Genomic DNA, 16,079 nt, shown 5'->3' on the forward strand with positions numbered 1-16,079 from the left:
ATGCGGTGATCAGAATGAGTATATCTAACAGGGAGTGTATGGATTTTAACGGAATTACAACCCCTTCTTATGTTGTAGATGAGAGCTTGTTAAGAAAGAACCTTGAGATTCTGAAATCGGTAATGGATCGGACGGGGTGCCGGATTCTGCTGGCCCAGAAGGCATATTCCATGTATGCAACCTATCCCCTGATCGGAAGCTATCTGATCGGAACTACAGCCAGCTCCTTATTCGAGGCAAAGCTGGGGGCCGGGGAGATGGGCGGGGAGGTTCACATCTTTTCCCCTGCCTATCGGGAATCCGAATTCGATGAAATCATGAGCCTCTGCGGCCATATTATATTCAATTCCCTGTCACAGTGGAATAAATACAAAGCCAGAATACAGAGCGCGGCAAAGGAGCCTTCGTCCCGGAGGATATCCTGCGGTCTCAGGATCAATCCGGAATATTCCGAGATAGAGACAGAGCTGTACAATCCCTGCGCCCAGGGATCCCGCTTCGGCATCCGCCGCTCGGGCCTGGAAGGAGCGGATCTGACGGGAATCGAGGGACTGCATTTTCATACCATGTGTGAGCAGAATTCCGATGTTCTGGAACGAACCCTCCTTGTGGTAGAAGAGAAGTTCGGCGATCTGATGCACAGAATGAAATGGATCAATTTCGGCGGAGGGCATCATATTACCAGACCGGACTATGATATCGAAACCCTGGTCCGCTGCATCAACCATATAAAAGAAACCTACGGAGTGCAGGTATATCTGGAGCCGGGAGAGGCGGTAGCCCTCAATGCGGGCTTTTTAGTGAGCTCCGTACTGGAGTTGAATGAGAACGGTCTTCCTCTGGCAATTCTGGACACCTCTGCCGCCTGCCACATGCCGGATGTTTTGGAGATGCCCTACCGCCCGGCCATCCTTGGCGCAGGAAAAGCAGGGGAGCACCCCCATACCTATCGTCTGGGAGGACCCACCTGCCTTGCGGGAGATGTAATCGGAGATTATTCCTTCCCCCGGCCGTTGCAGGAAGGAGACCGCCTGGTATTCTGTGATATGGCCATTTACTCCATGGTCAAGAATAATACCTTCAATGGGATCAACCTTCCCTCCATTTACCTGAAGCGGGAGAATGGGGAATTGGAATTAATAAAGCAATTCGGCTATGAGGATTTTAAGGGAAGACTATAGCCTCCCGGGGCTCTGGCTGCTTCAGTCCTGAAGCTGGGAAGTGTCAGCCTGATACCAGCCGATCTCACCATTGGCATAGGCTTCCTCAAAAGTGGCTGAAAGCTTAGGTGCACGCCCCCCATAGCGGTAATAGTAAGAGTAGGGGAAGAGCGGCTTGGGATTTAATACGGCGCTTTCCGTATCCACCGTCTCTTCTTCTCCCTCTCTGACCCTGCGGGCCACAACGACAGTCCGGTAATCCTTGACTTCATAGGAACAGGTTGACAGGGTAAGAAGCTGATCCGTCTCATTAATATCTACAGAATCGATCTGGTAAATGGAGCGGATTTTCAGCTGGTACACAAAGTTCAGAAAGTCGGCATCATCTTCAAAATCTGCTCTGGTATAATCAAAAATCTCCTCCTTCTTCGAGCTTCCGTTGGTGATAAATACGGCGAATATCTTCCACTTTCCGGTATCATAAATGGAATCAAAGGTAAAGACAGGACGCTCCTTATAATAATCCAGCTCTTTAAACTTGACCAGGTAATGAAACATATTATCCGTGGAGGTCATATTATGCCCATGAATGGTAAGATTCCGGGAGTGTTCTTCCAGGGAGCCCCTGGCATCCAGGAACAGGCTTCCGGCTTTCAGGTCATTTCGCTGCCAGTCCCTGCGCAGATAATATTCGGGATCCTCCCTGCCGGACTGCATTACCACATAATCGATATTCGTGTCCGGAATTTTGATCCATCCCTTCACATCATCGTTCATCTCCAGCAGCTTCCGGAAGCGAAGCAGGCGTCCCTGTTCATCCCGGTCCGGCAGAGCGGCTTCTTCCTGATCCCTTGAATCAGCTTCGTCTGGATTTTGTTCCCCCGCATTCTGGCCCGGTGTATCCGGTTCCGAAGCATCCGTATCCAATGTGTCTTCCGGTTCCGAAGGTTCTTCGGCTGAGTAGTAGTCGCTTGCCTTTTCCAGTGACTTATTGATACGGTAGGGTGTGATCAGGACATCATTTATAAAAAGAAGGGCGAAGGTAATAAACCCGGTAATAAACACGATTTGCAGTGCCTGGCGGATGCTTAGGCGCTTTTGTTTTTTTGGCATATATATCACTCCTTATGCGGTGTGCATCTCTTGAATAATGTATTACATGGATAATGTATTACATGGGTTAACTGTTTACGCAGATTATACTATAAGTAATTTCGACAGTAAAGCAAATATTTATTAGGCAATATGAATATTCCAGAGCTTTTACAATAAATTTAAAGTAAGAACCATAATAGGATGGGAAATGTGAAAGAGAAGGATAACTATATCAGAATAATACCCTGTGTCATATTGCTTCTGGTGTTCTCGCTGCTTCAATTTCACAGGCTGAGGGAATACTATGATGAGCTTCTGACTTCTACCGGCCTGGTATTTGAAGACTTTGACAGGAAGATCAGGGAAGAGAATGAACGTGCCAGACAGGAAGGGAAGGATTACCAGAAGCTCCTGCAGGCAGAGGGAGCCATTGATCCGGAAGCGGATCCGAATATCACTTTGGATAATGACCCGGATGCCGGCGGGGATAACGGACAGGATTCTCCTCCGGTAAAGCTTAAGCTTCGTGCATTGTCCTCCCTGCTTATGGATGCCTCTAACAACCGTGTGCTGTATGAAGAGAACGGCTACCGGGAGATGCCCATGGCAAGTACAACCAAAATAATGACCTGCATTGTGACCTTGGAGAATGCGAATCTCAATGATACCGTAACGATATCCTCCTATGCCTCCCGAATGCCGGATGTCCAGTTGAACATTAAGGCGGGAGAACAGTATCTGCTGAGGGATCTGCTGTATTCTCTGATGCTGGAAAGCCATAATGACACCGCGGTTGCCATTGCGGAGCATGTGGGCGGCTCTGTGGAAGGCTTTGCCGCCATGATGAATGATACCGCCAGAAGATGGGGGTGTGAGCATACCAATTTCGTCACGCCCAATGGCCTGGATGCAGAAAATCATTATACCACGGCCAGGGATCTGGCGGTTATCGCCAGCTATGCCATAAGGAATCCTCAGTTTCTGGAGATCACCAACACCTCCTCCCATTCCTTTCAAGAACTGAAATCCGGCCGGAGCTTCACGGTCACGAATAAAAACCGTTTTCTCTACATGATGGAGGGAGCCATCGGAGTAAAAACAGGCTTTACAAGCAAGGCCGGATATTGCTTCGTCGGGGCGGTCAGGCGCCAAAACAAGGTCTTGATCTCCGTGGTCCTGGGCAGCGGCTGGCCTCCGAACAAAAATTTGAAGTGGACGGATACGAAGGCGTTAATGGGCTATGGTATCGATCATTACGAAGAGCGGGAAATATTCCAGGATGTGAAGCTGGACCCTTTATTTGTCAAGAATGGCCAGGCGAAATATGAGGGCCTTTCCATGAAAGGCAATCTGTCCCTGCTGATGCGCAAGGATGAACAGGTGTCCGTAGAATATGTGATCCCCGAATACCTGGAAGCGCCGATACAGGCAGGAAGTGCGGTGGGAGAGGCCAGATACTCCATTGACGGCAGCTACTATACCTCCGTTCCGATTTATGCGGTAAAAAGCATTGAAAAAATTGATTATCCCTTCTGTCTGAAAAAAGTGCTGAATCTGTGGAACGGTCAATATCTTAATACGGCGGAGTAGGAAAAATACTCCGTATTATGTGATTTAAATCAATGTAAATGGTGCATGATAAGAATATAGTAAAAGCAAATACAGGATCTATATGGGAGGCTGCGCCAATGAGCAAAAAAATAAGTGATAAAGTAACATGGGTTGGTAAGATCGATTGGGAACTGAAACATTTTCATGGACAGGAGTATTCCACCCGAAAGGGATCGTCCTATAACTCGTATCTGATCAGGGATGAAAAAACAGTATTGATCGATACGGTCTGGCAGCCTTTTGATAAGGAATTTGTCAGCCGCCTGAAACAGGAAATCGATTTGAGCCGTATTGACTACATTGTCATGAATCACAATGAAGTCGATCACAGCGGAGCATTGCCCGAGCTGATGAGAGAAATTCCGGATACCCCCATCTACTGTACCGCGAACGGAGCAAAAATCATCCAGGGGCATTATCATGAGAAATGGAACTTCCGTACAGTTACTACGGGAGATACCCTGAAGATCGGGGAAAATACCCTGACCTTTGTAGAGGCGCCGATGCTGCATTGGCCGGATACCATGTTCACCTATCTTTCCGGTGAAGATATCCTTTTCAGCAATGATGCCTTCGGCCAGCACTATGCAACGGAAGGGCTGTATAACGACTCGGCGGATCAGGATGAGCTTTTTGCCGAGGCAATTAAATACTATGCTAATATTCTGACCCCCTTCAGTAAACTGGTGGTAAAAAAGATAGAAGAGGTTCTCGGCTTTGAGCTTCCCCTCAGTATGATTTGTCCCAGCCATGGGGTGATCTGGAGAGAGAATCCGACCCGGATTGTAGAACGGTATCTGGAGTGGGCAAAGGATTATCAGCAGAATCAGATCACGATTATTTACGATACCATGTGGAATTCAACCAGGAAGATGGCAGAAGCCATTGCCCAGGGAATAACGGAGGAGGACCCGGAGGTCACCGTCAAATTAATGAACAGTGCAAAAGAGGACAAAAACGATGTTATTACCGAGATATTCAAATCCAAGCTGATCCTTATGGGCGCACCCACGGTGAATAACGGTTATCTGCATTCCCTGGGAGGCCTTCTGGAGATGGTCAAGGGGTTAAAATTCAAGAATAAAAAAGCGGCGGCTTTCGGCAGCTATGGCTGGAGCGGCGAAGCAGTGAAGCAGTTGAGCGGACATCTTAAGGAAGCCGGCTTCACCGTGGTGAATGACGGACTCCGGCAGCTCTGGGTTCCGGATGAGGAGAAGCTGCAGGAATGTATCTCATATGGAAGAGATATTGGAAGATCGGCCAAATAAAGGTGATATTCCGTCCTATTTTTGAAAAACTTACGTTTTTTTTACGGTTTTGCTAAATTTTATGCAACTCTTTTACGTCTTCCTTCGTTTAATAAGTAGAAACTGTTTATTGTTTGATGTGAGACGAGGGAGGATTTTATGAAACAAGTGGTATACAAATACAAATACAGTAAATTTAAGTGCTTTTTAAACGGCCTGGTGTTTGCTGTCATTTCAACAATTGCGTTGCTGCTCTGCCTTTCCGATCTATCCAAAGCAGCTGATTCAAAGGTAATCCTGCCATTTTTTATTGCCATCGTCAGCATGCTGATGGGAATTGTATCCATGTTCTATAGTGGAGGTTTGTCCAAAGAGAAGATCCAGCAGTGATGGCTCAGAGCCGGATTTGTGCCGCGGCCATTGCTGCGGCAAGCTGAACTGTAACATAATTTCGAGTTTTTGAATGCATTTTGCCATTGACGAATGTTTCTCCGGGCACTATACTGATTATGATTGTGATCATCATTTTTTACTATAAGGAGAGATAATAATGGCAAAGGTAATAACAATGGGAGAGATTATGCTTCGTCTTTCAACTCCCGGATATCAGAAGTTTATTCAGTCTGACAGCTTTGATGTATGCTATGGCGGCGGGGAAGCGAATGTTGCGGTATCCCTGGCCAATTACGGACATAATGCATATTTTGTTACCAAGGTTCCGAAGAATCCCATCGGTGAATCTGCTGTTGCCGCACTGAGAAAATATAATGTGAACTGTGATTTTGTTGCAAGGGGCGGAGAGAGACTGGGAATTTATTTCCTGGAAACCGGTGCTTCCATGAGAGCTTCCAATGTAGTCTATGACAGGGCGCATGCATCGATTGCCGAGGCAACGCCTGCTGATTTTGATTTTGATGCAATCTTTGAAGGCGCGGACTGGTTCCATTTTACCGGAATCACCCCTGCCATCAGTGACGCGGCGGCCTATCTGACAGAAGAAGCCTTGAAGGCGGCCAAGAGAAAGAATATCACGGTTTCCGTAGACCTTAATTTCCGCAAGAAGCTCTGGTCCTCCGAGAAGGCACAGAGAATTATGACCAATCTGATGCAGTATGTGGACGTATGCATCGGCAATGAAGAGGATGCGGAGAAGGTTCTTGGCTTTAAGCCGGGGAATACCGATGTAACCAGCGGTGAATTGGAGCTGGCCGGATATCAGGATATCTTTGAGCAGATGATTAAGAAATTTAACTTTAAATATGTGGTAAGCTCCTTAAGAGAGAGCTATTCCGCATCGGACAACGGCTGGTCGGCATGTATTTACGACGGTAAGAAGTTCTACCACTCCAGAAAATACGACATCCGCATTGTGGACCGTGTAGGCGGCGGAGATGCCTTTGCTGCCGGCTTAATCTGTGGTCTCTTGGATGGCAAGACCATGGAGGATGCATTGGAATTTGGTGTTGCGGCTTCCGCATTAAAGCATACAATACCTGGAGATCTCAATCTCGTATCCAGGGCGGATGTAGACGCTTTAGTGGGCGGGGACGCTTCCGGCAGAGTACAGAGATAATCCCTGTTACCAGCTGAATAGGATTAATTGATAAGGAACTGCTTCAAAGCTATTTGTTTAGCGGAGAGCCGGTTCCTTAATTTATTGCCGTAACAGGCTGAACCAATGTCATTAAGTTAAAGCCCGCGGCACTTCACCGAGTTGCTTTTACTTGCCTTACCTTCGTGCGTTCAAAACGCTCCGCTTCACAAGATGCACTCAGCCGGTCAGCGTAAAAGCGACCCGGTGAAGTGCCGCGGGCTTTAACTTAATGACATTGCAGGCTGAACTGTTACGCGCTTGTATCAGATATCGGAAAAAGTGCTTGATTATTTTCAGATTACCGATTATGATTAAGAATGTCTGAAAATTTATCAATAATGGAGGTATAACTAAAAATGAGAAAAATCCGGGTAAAAGAAAAAAAGGTTGATAAGGCAGAGGGGTTCTTTGAATCAAAGAAAAAGATGACCATAGCGGGTGTGAGTGCCGCTGTAGTTTTAATTATCATAGTGGTATTACTGCTCGTTGAAAGTACGGATGAGAAGATTGTTGTCAATAACCGTACGGATTTGAAGCTGGAATATGTAAAGGCATATTTTGTCGGTCCGGAGGATGTCTATAATGATGGAATTAATGTTACCGACCTTGGCGCCGGCAAGAAGGAGGTTATCCCTCAGGAGCCTATTAGCCTGCTCAATGCAGAGGCCAATCTGGAGGTTCGCTTTAAATTTGAAGGATCTGAGGAAATGTTTGTGGATGCCGGATATTATAATGATAATTTTGCAGGTAAAATCACAATTGATTTCTCCAGGAACAAGGAGGGCAAGGTGATTCTCAAGGTAAAGGCAAAGCCCGGGGTCTTCAATAGTCCTAATATTATCGCTGATGACCGTTTTACGGTTAATTTGGAGGCCGGAGAGATAGAAGACTAAGTACGAAAGGCATACGCAGGAACGGAGGATACGATGATAAAACTGTACGAGAATGGTGTTTATTTGATAAACGGAAATGAAATTATCAGCGGGGCGGAGTTTGACGCAGTGAGGGCAAGGACCGGTTTTCAGGGGGACAGGGACGCCGCGGCAAAAGGGACAATGGCTTATGGAATACTGAACCGCCATAATACCTCAGATAATGATAAAAAATTAAAGATTAAATTCGATAAGCTCACCTCCCATGACATAACCTTTGTGGGCATCATTCAAACAGCAAGGGCCAGCGGGCTGGAGCAGTTTCCGGTGCCCTATGTGCTCACCAACTGTCATAACAGTCTTTGCGCCGTGGGCGGAACCATTAATGAGGATGACCATATGTTCGGCCTTTCCTGCGCGAAGCGGTACGGCGGGGTATATGTTCCCCCTCACCAGGCGGTTATTCACCAGTATGCCAGAGAGGTATTGGCGGAGGGCGGCAGCATGATCCTGGGCTCGGACAGCCATACCCGTTACGGTGCCCTGGGAACCATGGCAATCGGAGAAGGCGGGCCGGAGCTGGTGAAGCAGCTGCTGAACCGTACTTACGATATTAATATGCCGGAGGTGGTAGCCGTATATCTTACGGGAACCCCGAGAAAAGGGGTAGGACCCCAGGATGTTGCCCTGGCAATTATCGGAGCGGTGTTTGCCAACGGCTATGTTAATAATAAGGTAATGGAATTTGTGGGAGACGGTATCGGCAATCTGAGCGTGGATTACCGTATCGGTATCGACGTAATGACCACGGAGACAACCTGTCTTTCCTCCATATGGAGAACGGACGGGGCGGTGAAGGAATTCTATGAGATTCACGGCAGACCCCAGGCTTATCAGGAGCTGGCTCCGGAACAAGTGGCATATTATGACGGCCTCATTCATGTGGATTTGTCAGAGATTAAGCCGATGATCGCCATGCCCTTCCATCCCAGCAATGTCTATACCATAGACGAGCTGAATGCCAATCTCTATGATATTCTGGATGAGGTGGAGAAGAAGGCTCTTGTCAGTCTGGATAACAATAAAATCAAATATTCCTTAAAGGATAAGGTCCGTAACGGAAGGCTGTATGTGGATCAGGGTACGATCGCGGGCTGTGCCGGCGGCGGCTTTGAAAACATCTGTGATGCAACGGATATCTTGAACGGACGCTTCATCGGTGCGGATGAATTCTCCCTGAGCGTATACCCGGCCAGTCAGCCGGTATTTATGGAGTTGGTGAAGAATGGATCTGTGGCTAAGCTGATGGCAAGCGGCGCAACCATACGGACAGCTTTCTGCGGTCCCTGCTTCGGGGCGGGGGATGTTCCTGCCAATAACGGCTTCAGCATCCGTCACACCACAAGAAACTTCCCCAACAGGGAGGGATCTAAGATCACCAACGGACAGATTGCTTCCGTTGCCCTGATGGATGCCCGGTCCATCGCCGCCACAGCGGCGAACAAGGGGTATCTGACCTCGGCAGAGGATGTGGATGTGAACTTCACCAGGCCGCGCTATTATTTTGACAGCGCCATCTATGATAATCGGGTCTATAACGGAATCGGCAAGCCGGACAGCAGCGTGGAGCTGAAGTTCGGACCCGGAATTGTGGATTGGCCGGCCATGACCGCCCTGAGTGAGGATATGATTCTGAAGGTGGTGTCCGTGATTCATGATCCGGTAACTACCACGGATGAATTAATTCCTTCGGGTGAGACCTCCTCCTTCCGTTCCAATCCCCTGGGACTGGCTGAATTCACCCTGTCCCGGAAGGATCCGAAGTATGTGGGACGGGCGAAAGAGGTTCAAAAGGCCGAGAAAGCAAGACTTGCCGCAGGACAGGACCCGGACTCTGCGGGAGGCATTATCAACGCCAATGAAGAGCTGAGGGAGGTCTTTGACCGAATCTCAGAGAAATTCGATTTTGATGTGGCTTCGACTCAGATCGGAAGTGTCATCTACGCTGTGAAGCCGGGTGACGGCTCCGCCAGGGAACAGGCTGCCAGCTGCCAGAAGGTGCTGGGCGGACTTGCCAATATTGCAAAGGAATACGCTACCAAGCGTTACCGCTCCAATTTGATTAACTGGGGAATGCTCCCCTTCCTTTTCAAAGAGGAGATTCCCTTTGAAAACGGGGATTATCTCTTCCTCAAGGATATCCGCAGGGCAGTTGCCGAAAAGGCCGGTGAAATCAAGGCCTATGTTGTGAAGAAGGATATGCGGGAATTCGCCCTTACTCTGGGAGACCTTACGGATGATGAGAGGGAGATTATTCTGAAGGGCTGTCTGATCAATTACTACCACGGTTAGACAGGAATAAATGATAATAGCATGGGCATAGATAACATCGTAACGCGGATGAAATACGATGGCATCTGTGCCTTGTTTTTTTGCTCCGATATCCTTTGTATTTTTGAAAAATATGGATAGCAAGTTCAATCAAATATTCGCATTCCTAGCAATACCATAATATATTCAATTTATTATAATAAAGGTATTAACGGAGGAGGTGCGTGATTTTATGAAATATGGATATTTTGACAATGAGCATCAGGAGTATGTGATTGAAAGATTGGATCTGCCGACCTCATGGACGAATTATATCGGTGTCAGGGATATGTGTGCGGTGGTCAATCATACGGCCGGGGGATATGTTTTCTATAAATCGCCGGAATATCACCGGATCACGCGTTTTCGCGCCAATAGTGTCCCCATGGACCGTCCCGGTCATTATGTATATCTTCGGGATGATGAGAGCGGGGACTACTGGAGCATATCCTGGCAGCCGGTGGGTAAGTCCTTAGAGGAAGCGAAGTACCAATGCCGCCACGGCCTTTCCTATACCCGGTATTCCTGCGCCTACAGCGGGATTGAGGCACAGCAGAAGCTTTTTATTCCCATGGACGATCCGGTGGAGCTGTGGGATGTGACCATTAAGAATACCGATAACAGGAAGAGAGCGTTAAGTGTATTTTCCTACCTTGAATTTTCCTATCATCATATTGATATGGATAACCGCAATTTCCAGATGAGTAATTATGCGGCAGGCTCCTCCTATGAGGATGGAATCATCGAACATGATTTGTTCTATGAGGAGTTCGGTTATCAGTTTTTTACCGCCAATTTTGCCCCGGACAGCTTTGACTGCCTCAGGGATAAATTCATCGGGTTATACCATACGGAGAATAATCCGGCGGCAGTGGAAAGGGGTGTTTGCAGCGGCTCTTACGAGAAGGGCGGCAATCATTGCGGTTCCCTGCATAAGCGAATTACCCTTGAGCCGGGAGAAGAGCTTCGCCTGGTATTCCTTCTGGGAGAAGGAAACCGGGAGGAGGGAAGAAGAATTCGGGCGAAGTATTCGGATTTTGCCGTGATTGACCGGGCATACGGTCAGATGGCGGAATATTGGGCGGAGAAAAGAAGCAAGCTTCAGATTCAGACACCCAATGAGGGAATGAATACTCTGATTAATACCTGGACTCTGTACCAGGCGGAAATTAACGTGATGTTTTCCCGTTTTGCCTCTTTTATTGAGGTAGGGGGGAGAACCGGGCTGGGATACCGGGATACCTCCCAGGATTCTATGACTGTAGTACACTCCAATCCGGGAAAATGCCGCCAGAGAATCATTGAGCTGCTCCGGGCACTGGTATCCAAGGGATACGGTCTTCATTTATTCCAACCGGAATGGTTTGATCCGGATAACAGTGTGAAGCCCTTTCAGTCCCCTACGGTAATTCCCGTCCCCAATAAGGAGGATGTCATTCACGGAATCGACCAGGCCTGCTCCGATGACGCATTGTGGCTGGTCAGTTCCATTACGGAATATGTGAAGGAGACCGGGGAACTGGATTTCCTGGAAGAAGTGATCACCTATGCCGACGGCGGAAGCGGTACGGTATATGAGCATATGAAGAGAATATTAGACTTCTCCCATGAACAGGTGGGAAGTCACGGTGTCTGCAAGGGACTTCGCGCGGATTGGAATGATTGTCTGAATCTGGGCGGCGGTGAAAGCGCCATGGTATCCTTCCTGCATTATTGGGCGCTGGGGAATTTCCTTGAGCTGGCCGAGTTTACCGGCAATTCTGCAGATGTAGAACGATACGAAGCAATGCGGAAGAATGTCAAGGAAGTTTGTGAGCGGGAGCTGTGGGATCAGGAATGGTATATCCGCGGAATCACCCGGACCGGAAGAAAGATCGGTACGATGGCCGATACGGAAGGCAAGATCCATCTGGAATCCAATGCCTGGGCCGTGCTGTCGGGACTGGCGGATTCGGAAAAGGGCAAGCTTGCCATGGATTCTATTGACCGGTATCTGTACACCCCCTACGGCATTATGCTGAACGGCCCCTCTTATACCGTACCGGATGAGGAGATCGGATTTGTTACCAGGGTGTACCCCGGACTGAAGGAAAACGGTGCGATCTTCAGCCATCCCAATCCCTGGGCATGGGCTGCGGAATGCATTCTGGGCCGCGGGGACCGGGCTATGAAGTTCTATGACGCCTTAAGCCCCTACAATCAGAATGACAGGATCGAGATCCGGGAGGCAGAGCCTTATTCTTACTGCCAGTTTATCATGGGCAGGGAGCATACCGGCTTTGGAAGGGCAAGACATCCCTTTATGACGGGAACCGGCGGCTGGGCATATTTCTCCGCAACCCATTATATGCTGGGAATTCGTCCGGGGCTTACGGAGCTGATCATCGATCCCTGTATTCCTTCGGAATGGAAGGAATTCCGTGTTGACCGTACCTGGAGAGGAGCCCGGTATCATATCCATGTGGAGAATCCCCAGGGTGTGATGAAGGGTGTAAAAGAGCTCCGGCTGGATGGAGCCGTGGTGGACCGGATACCTGCACAGCCCGTCGGAACCAGCCATGAGATACATGTTATCCTGGGAAATGGGTAAAAATAAGAACAACAAAGAGTAGCTATACACTCAGTGCGAGGGTTCGCAAGGGGACTCTCCTTCATATTAAGAAGCAGGACAGGGAGGAAGCAGAATGATTAAATTTGGTACCGGCGGTTGGAGAGCCATCATAGGAGAGGAATTCACTAAGGCCAATATACAGAGGCTGTCAAAGGCTCTTGCCAGGAAGATGAAAGACGAAGGAGCAGCTGATAAGGGGATTGTCCTGGGCTATGACCGCCGATTTCTGTCCAAGGAAGCAATGCAGTGGGCTGCCTATGTATTTGCTTCGGAGGGCATTACCGCTTATCTGATTAACCGTTCCTCGCCCACACCGTTGATTATGTATTATGTCATGAAGCATGATTTTCCTTACGGAATGATGATTACCGCGAGCCATAATCCGGCCATCTATAACGGGATTAAGGTCTTTACCCAGGGCGGCAGGGATGCTGACGAATTCCAGACTCAGGAGATTGAGAATTATATCAGGGATGTGGGCGAGGGAGAGGACATCAACCTGGATTACGAGAAGACAAAGGCGGCGGGGCTGATACATGAGATCAATCCGCTGAACGAATATATTGATAATATCATCGGGGCGGTAGACATGCAGACAATCCGGGACCGCGGCCTGCGGATTGCCCTGGATCCCATGTATGGTGTGAGTGAGACCTCATTGAAGACCATTTTGCTAACAGCAAGATGCGAGGTCGCCATCATCCATGACCGGCATGACACTCTCTTTGGTGGCAAGCTTCCCTCCCCGTCGGCGGCAACCCTGCGAAGTCTTCAGAATTATGTGATTGACCACCACTGTGATATTGGTATTGCCACAGACGGTGATGCGGACCGCATCGGTGTGATTGATGACAACGGACGGTTTTTGCATCCCAATGACATTCTGGTGCTTCTATATTATTATCTGGTGAAGTATAAGGGGTGGAAGGGCCCCGCGGTGCGCAATATTGCAACCACGCATCTGCTGGACAAGGTGGCGGAAAGCTTTGGTGAAAAATGCTATGAGGTTCCCGTAGGCTTCAAATATATCTCTTCCAAGATGAATGAGACCGATGCCGTCATTGGAGGCGAATCCTCCGGAGGACTGACGGTGCGGGGGCATATCAAGGGCAAGGACGGAGTCTATGCCGCAGCCCTGCTGGTTGAGATGATTGCAGTGGTGGGAAAGAAGCTGTCCCAGATCGTCCAGGGCATCTATGAGGAATTCGGATGTACCTATATGGAGGAACGGGATTACCGGTTTGATCTTCAGAAGAAGGAAGAGATCCAGCAGATGCTTCTGGTGGATAAGCTCCTCCCGGAGATTCCGCTGGAGATTGATAAAATCTCGTACCTGGACGGCTGCAAGCTCTATTTCAAGAACGGGGGATGGATCGGAATCCGCTTCTCCGGCACGGAGCCGCTTCTGCGTATCTTCTGTGAGATGCCCGTAGAAGGCCAGGAGAAAATGGTATGCCGGGTTTTTGAAACCTTTATGGGACTCGATGGGTAGGAATATAAAAGATTGGATAATTTAGAAAAAATATGTTATAATAATGATACTGACAGAGGGGTTATCCGTTGGGTAACCCTTTTAAGGTACTCTTCGCTCTTCTATTCAGTATTTTATGCCGCTTCCCGCGGCGGAATGGGGTAAAAGGATGAAAAGGATATTTTCCTTAAGAAGAACATTGTTATTTCTGGTAGTGATTCTGTGGATGGTTCCCATATCAATCATCTATATTTTCATGACCGTATCCTACCGGAATGATATTATCGGCAAGACCACCGCCCTGATGGAAGAGGGGCTTAAGAATTTTACATATTTCAATGCACAGCGCATCGATGAAGCTATTGACATTTCCAAGAAAATCTCCTATGAGCAGGTAATTGAAAAGGCATGGTGGGAATATGCCAAGGGCATGATGAGCAAAGCAGAGCTTTACCGCCAGATTACAGGCAATCTGACCAGTAAATTCTATAATGACAACCGCTTCGAGATCGCGGTCTTCTATCTGAGCGAGGAGCCTGAGGAAATCTATTATACCAAACAAAAAGAGAGCAATTATATCGATATTTACTATGAGAAGGTGGAGCAGGAGGCCCGGGCCATCACCCGGCAGGATACGACGGATGCCCATGTCAGAGTCATTGACGGGAGGATTTACGTCATCCGCAACCTCTACACCACGACAAAGTATACCAAATTCGGGACGCTGGTACTGGAGCTGAACAAGGATAAGCTGATTGACGGGATCTATCTGAATAAGGACTATGAGCTGGCCTTCTATGTCAATGATACCGGTTCTATGATCACCTATGATTCCCGTCTGCTGCAGGAGGAGCCCCAGGGAATGATAGAGAAGCTGAAGACAAGGTATTCCAGGAACATCAACAGGAGAGTGATAGAAGAGCATGACAAACCCTTTATCGGTATGATCTACCAGCAGAAGTACGATGATTTTCACTTCGGAGCAATTCTGATTGTCAATGAGAAGCTGATTTTTTCAGAGCTGCAGGTGCTCTACGGGGTTATGTTTCTGATCATGCTGGTCATTGTACCGATCTTCCTTTATATGATTTATTTTATTTCCCACCACATCACCAAGCCAATGGGAATCATGGTAGAAGCCGCCAGAAGCCTGGAAAAGGGTGATATCGGAAGACAGGTGGTGGGGAAATCCATGCCGAATACGGAGTTTGAAGTCTTAAAATCCTCCTTTAACCAGATGTCCTCTGAGATCAAGTATCTCTTTGACTATGCCTACAGTGAGAAGCTGGCCCGGAAGGATGCCAAGATTATTGCCCTGCAATCCCAGATCAATCCTCACTTTTTGAACAATACTCTGGAAATGATGAACTGGCAGGCCAGGATGGCGGGGGATATGACCGTATCGAAAATGATCGAAGCCCTGGGAACTCTCCTGAATTACAGCATGGACCGCTCCAACCGGAAGATGATCAGCCTGGCGGAGGAGCTTCGCTGTGTGGATGCCTATTGCTATATTATCTCCATGCGCTTTGGCAAACGGCTCAAGATTGAAAAGGAAGTGGATCAGGAGCTGCTCCGCATAGAGGTTCCCCAGCTGATTTTGCAGCCGTTGATCGAAAATGCGGTGGTGCATGGGGTTGAGACAGTAAAAAGCGGCACCATCTGGATTCGTGTATTTAAAGAAAAGGAGAATGCAATTCTGCAGATTGTCAACACGGGAAATCCCATGACGGAAGAGGATGTTGTCCGTGTCCGCCATATTCTGGAGGGAAACCAGGAGCAGCAGGGAGAAGAAGCCTCCCCTGACCGCGGCCCCTTAAGGCGCACCGGGAAGGGCCGGCATGAGGCCATGGGAGTGTTTAATGTAAATGAGCGCATTAAGCTGATCTATGGTGAGGAATACGGACTGACCATCGGACCGCTGGCAGGCGGGGAGACCGCCTCGACCATAACAATTCCCGTGGAATACGATCCGGACAGGGTTAATCTGAGCAAACCGAGTCTTTTGTGGAATAGATCTGATATATAAACAACCGGACTGATGCAAA

The 16,079-nt window shown here is 48.3% G+C and carries 11 protein-coding genes; 10 read left to right on the forward strand and 1 reads right to left on the reverse strand.

The features are described from left to right. The first annotated feature begins 14 nt into the window (after positions 1 to 14). A complete protein-coding gene (gene nspC, locus HNQ56_RS11945; RefSeq protein WP_429146193.1) occupies positions 15 to 1,181 on the forward strand; it encodes a carboxynorspermidine decarboxylase in 1,167 nt (388 codons plus the stop codon). A 21-nt stretch (positions 1,182 to 1,202) separates the two neighbouring features. Here nspC and HNQ56_RS11950 read toward each other — a convergent pair whose 3' ends face one another. Beyond that, positions 1,203 to 2,273 (reverse strand): class B sortase, encoded by a 1,071-nt coding sequence (locus HNQ56_RS11950; RefSeq protein WP_429146196.1) that lies wholly within the window; start codon positions 2,271 to 2,273, stop codon positions 1,203 to 1,205. Positions 2,274 to 2,465: 192 nt separating this feature from the next. Here HNQ56_RS11950 and HNQ56_RS11955 point away from each other — a divergent pair, with 192 nt between their 5' ends. The 9 genes from HNQ56_RS11955 to HNQ56_RS11995 all read left to right on the forward strand — a co-directional run bounded on the left by HNQ56_RS11955 (position 2,466) and on the right by HNQ56_RS11995 (position 16,060). Beyond that, positions 2,466 to 3,845: a D-alanyl-D-alanine carboxypeptidase family protein gene (locus HNQ56_RS11955; protein ID WP_429146199.1), complete on the forward strand. Its 1,380-nt coding sequence runs from the start codon at positions 2,466 to 2,468 to the stop codon at positions 3,843 to 3,845. A 98-nt stretch (positions 3,846 to 3,943) separates the two neighbouring features. Further along, entirely contained in the window at positions 3,944 to 5,134 is a 1,191-nt protein-coding gene (locus HNQ56_RS11960; RefSeq protein WP_429146201.1) for an anaerobic nitric oxide reductase flavorubredoxin, read from the forward strand. A gap of 138 nt (positions 5,135 to 5,272) precedes the next feature. Continuing rightward, entirely contained in the window at positions 5,273 to 5,503 is a 231-nt protein-coding gene (locus HNQ56_RS11965) for a hypothetical protein (RefSeq protein WP_429146204.1), read from the forward strand. A gap of 160 nt (positions 5,504 to 5,663) precedes the next feature. Further along, on the forward strand, positions 5,664 to 6,686 hold the full coding sequence (locus HNQ56_RS11970) for a PfkB family carbohydrate kinase (RefSeq protein ID WP_429146207.1): 1,023 nt from the start codon (positions 5,664 to 5,666) through the stop codon (positions 6,684 to 6,686). Between the two features lie 377 nt (positions 6,687 to 7,063). Next, positions 7,064 to 7,600: a hypothetical protein gene (locus HNQ56_RS11975; protein WP_429146210.1), complete on the forward strand. Its 537-nt coding sequence runs from the start codon at positions 7,064 to 7,066 to the stop codon at positions 7,598 to 7,600. Positions 7,601 to 7,633: 33 nt separating this feature from the next. Then, positions 7,634 to 9,931, forward strand: coding sequence for a hydratase (locus tag HNQ56_RS11980; RefSeq protein WP_429146213.1), 2,298 nt, complete (start codon positions 7,634 to 7,636; stop codon positions 9,929 to 9,931). 211 nt (positions 9,932 to 10,142) lie between these two features. Then, positions 10,143 to 12,539 (forward strand): glycoside hydrolase family 94 protein, encoded by a 2,397-nt coding sequence (locus HNQ56_RS11985; protein WP_429146216.1) that lies wholly within the window; start codon positions 10,143 to 10,145, stop codon positions 12,537 to 12,539. A 94-nt stretch (positions 12,540 to 12,633) separates the two neighbouring features. Beyond that, positions 12,634 to 14,052 carry a phosphoglucomutase/phosphomannomutase family protein gene (locus HNQ56_RS11990; protein WP_429146219.1) on the forward strand — a complete coding sequence of 473 codons (1,419 nt, stop codon included), beginning with the start codon at positions 12,634 to 12,636 and terminating at the stop codon, positions 14,050 to 14,052. A 148-nt stretch (positions 14,053 to 14,200) separates the two neighbouring features. Continuing rightward, a complete protein-coding gene (locus tag HNQ56_RS11995) occupies positions 14,201 to 16,060 on the forward strand; it encodes a sensor histidine kinase (RefSeq protein ID WP_429146222.1) in 1,860 nt (619 codons plus the stop codon). The last annotated feature ends 19 nt before the right edge of the window (positions 16,061 to 16,079 follow it).

Origin of the sequence: Anaerotaenia torta (genome assembly GCF_050433395.1) — a bacterium.
Taxonomy (GTDB): domain Bacteria; phylum Bacillota; class Clostridia; order Lachnospirales; family Lachnospiraceae; genus Mobilitalea; species Mobilitalea torta.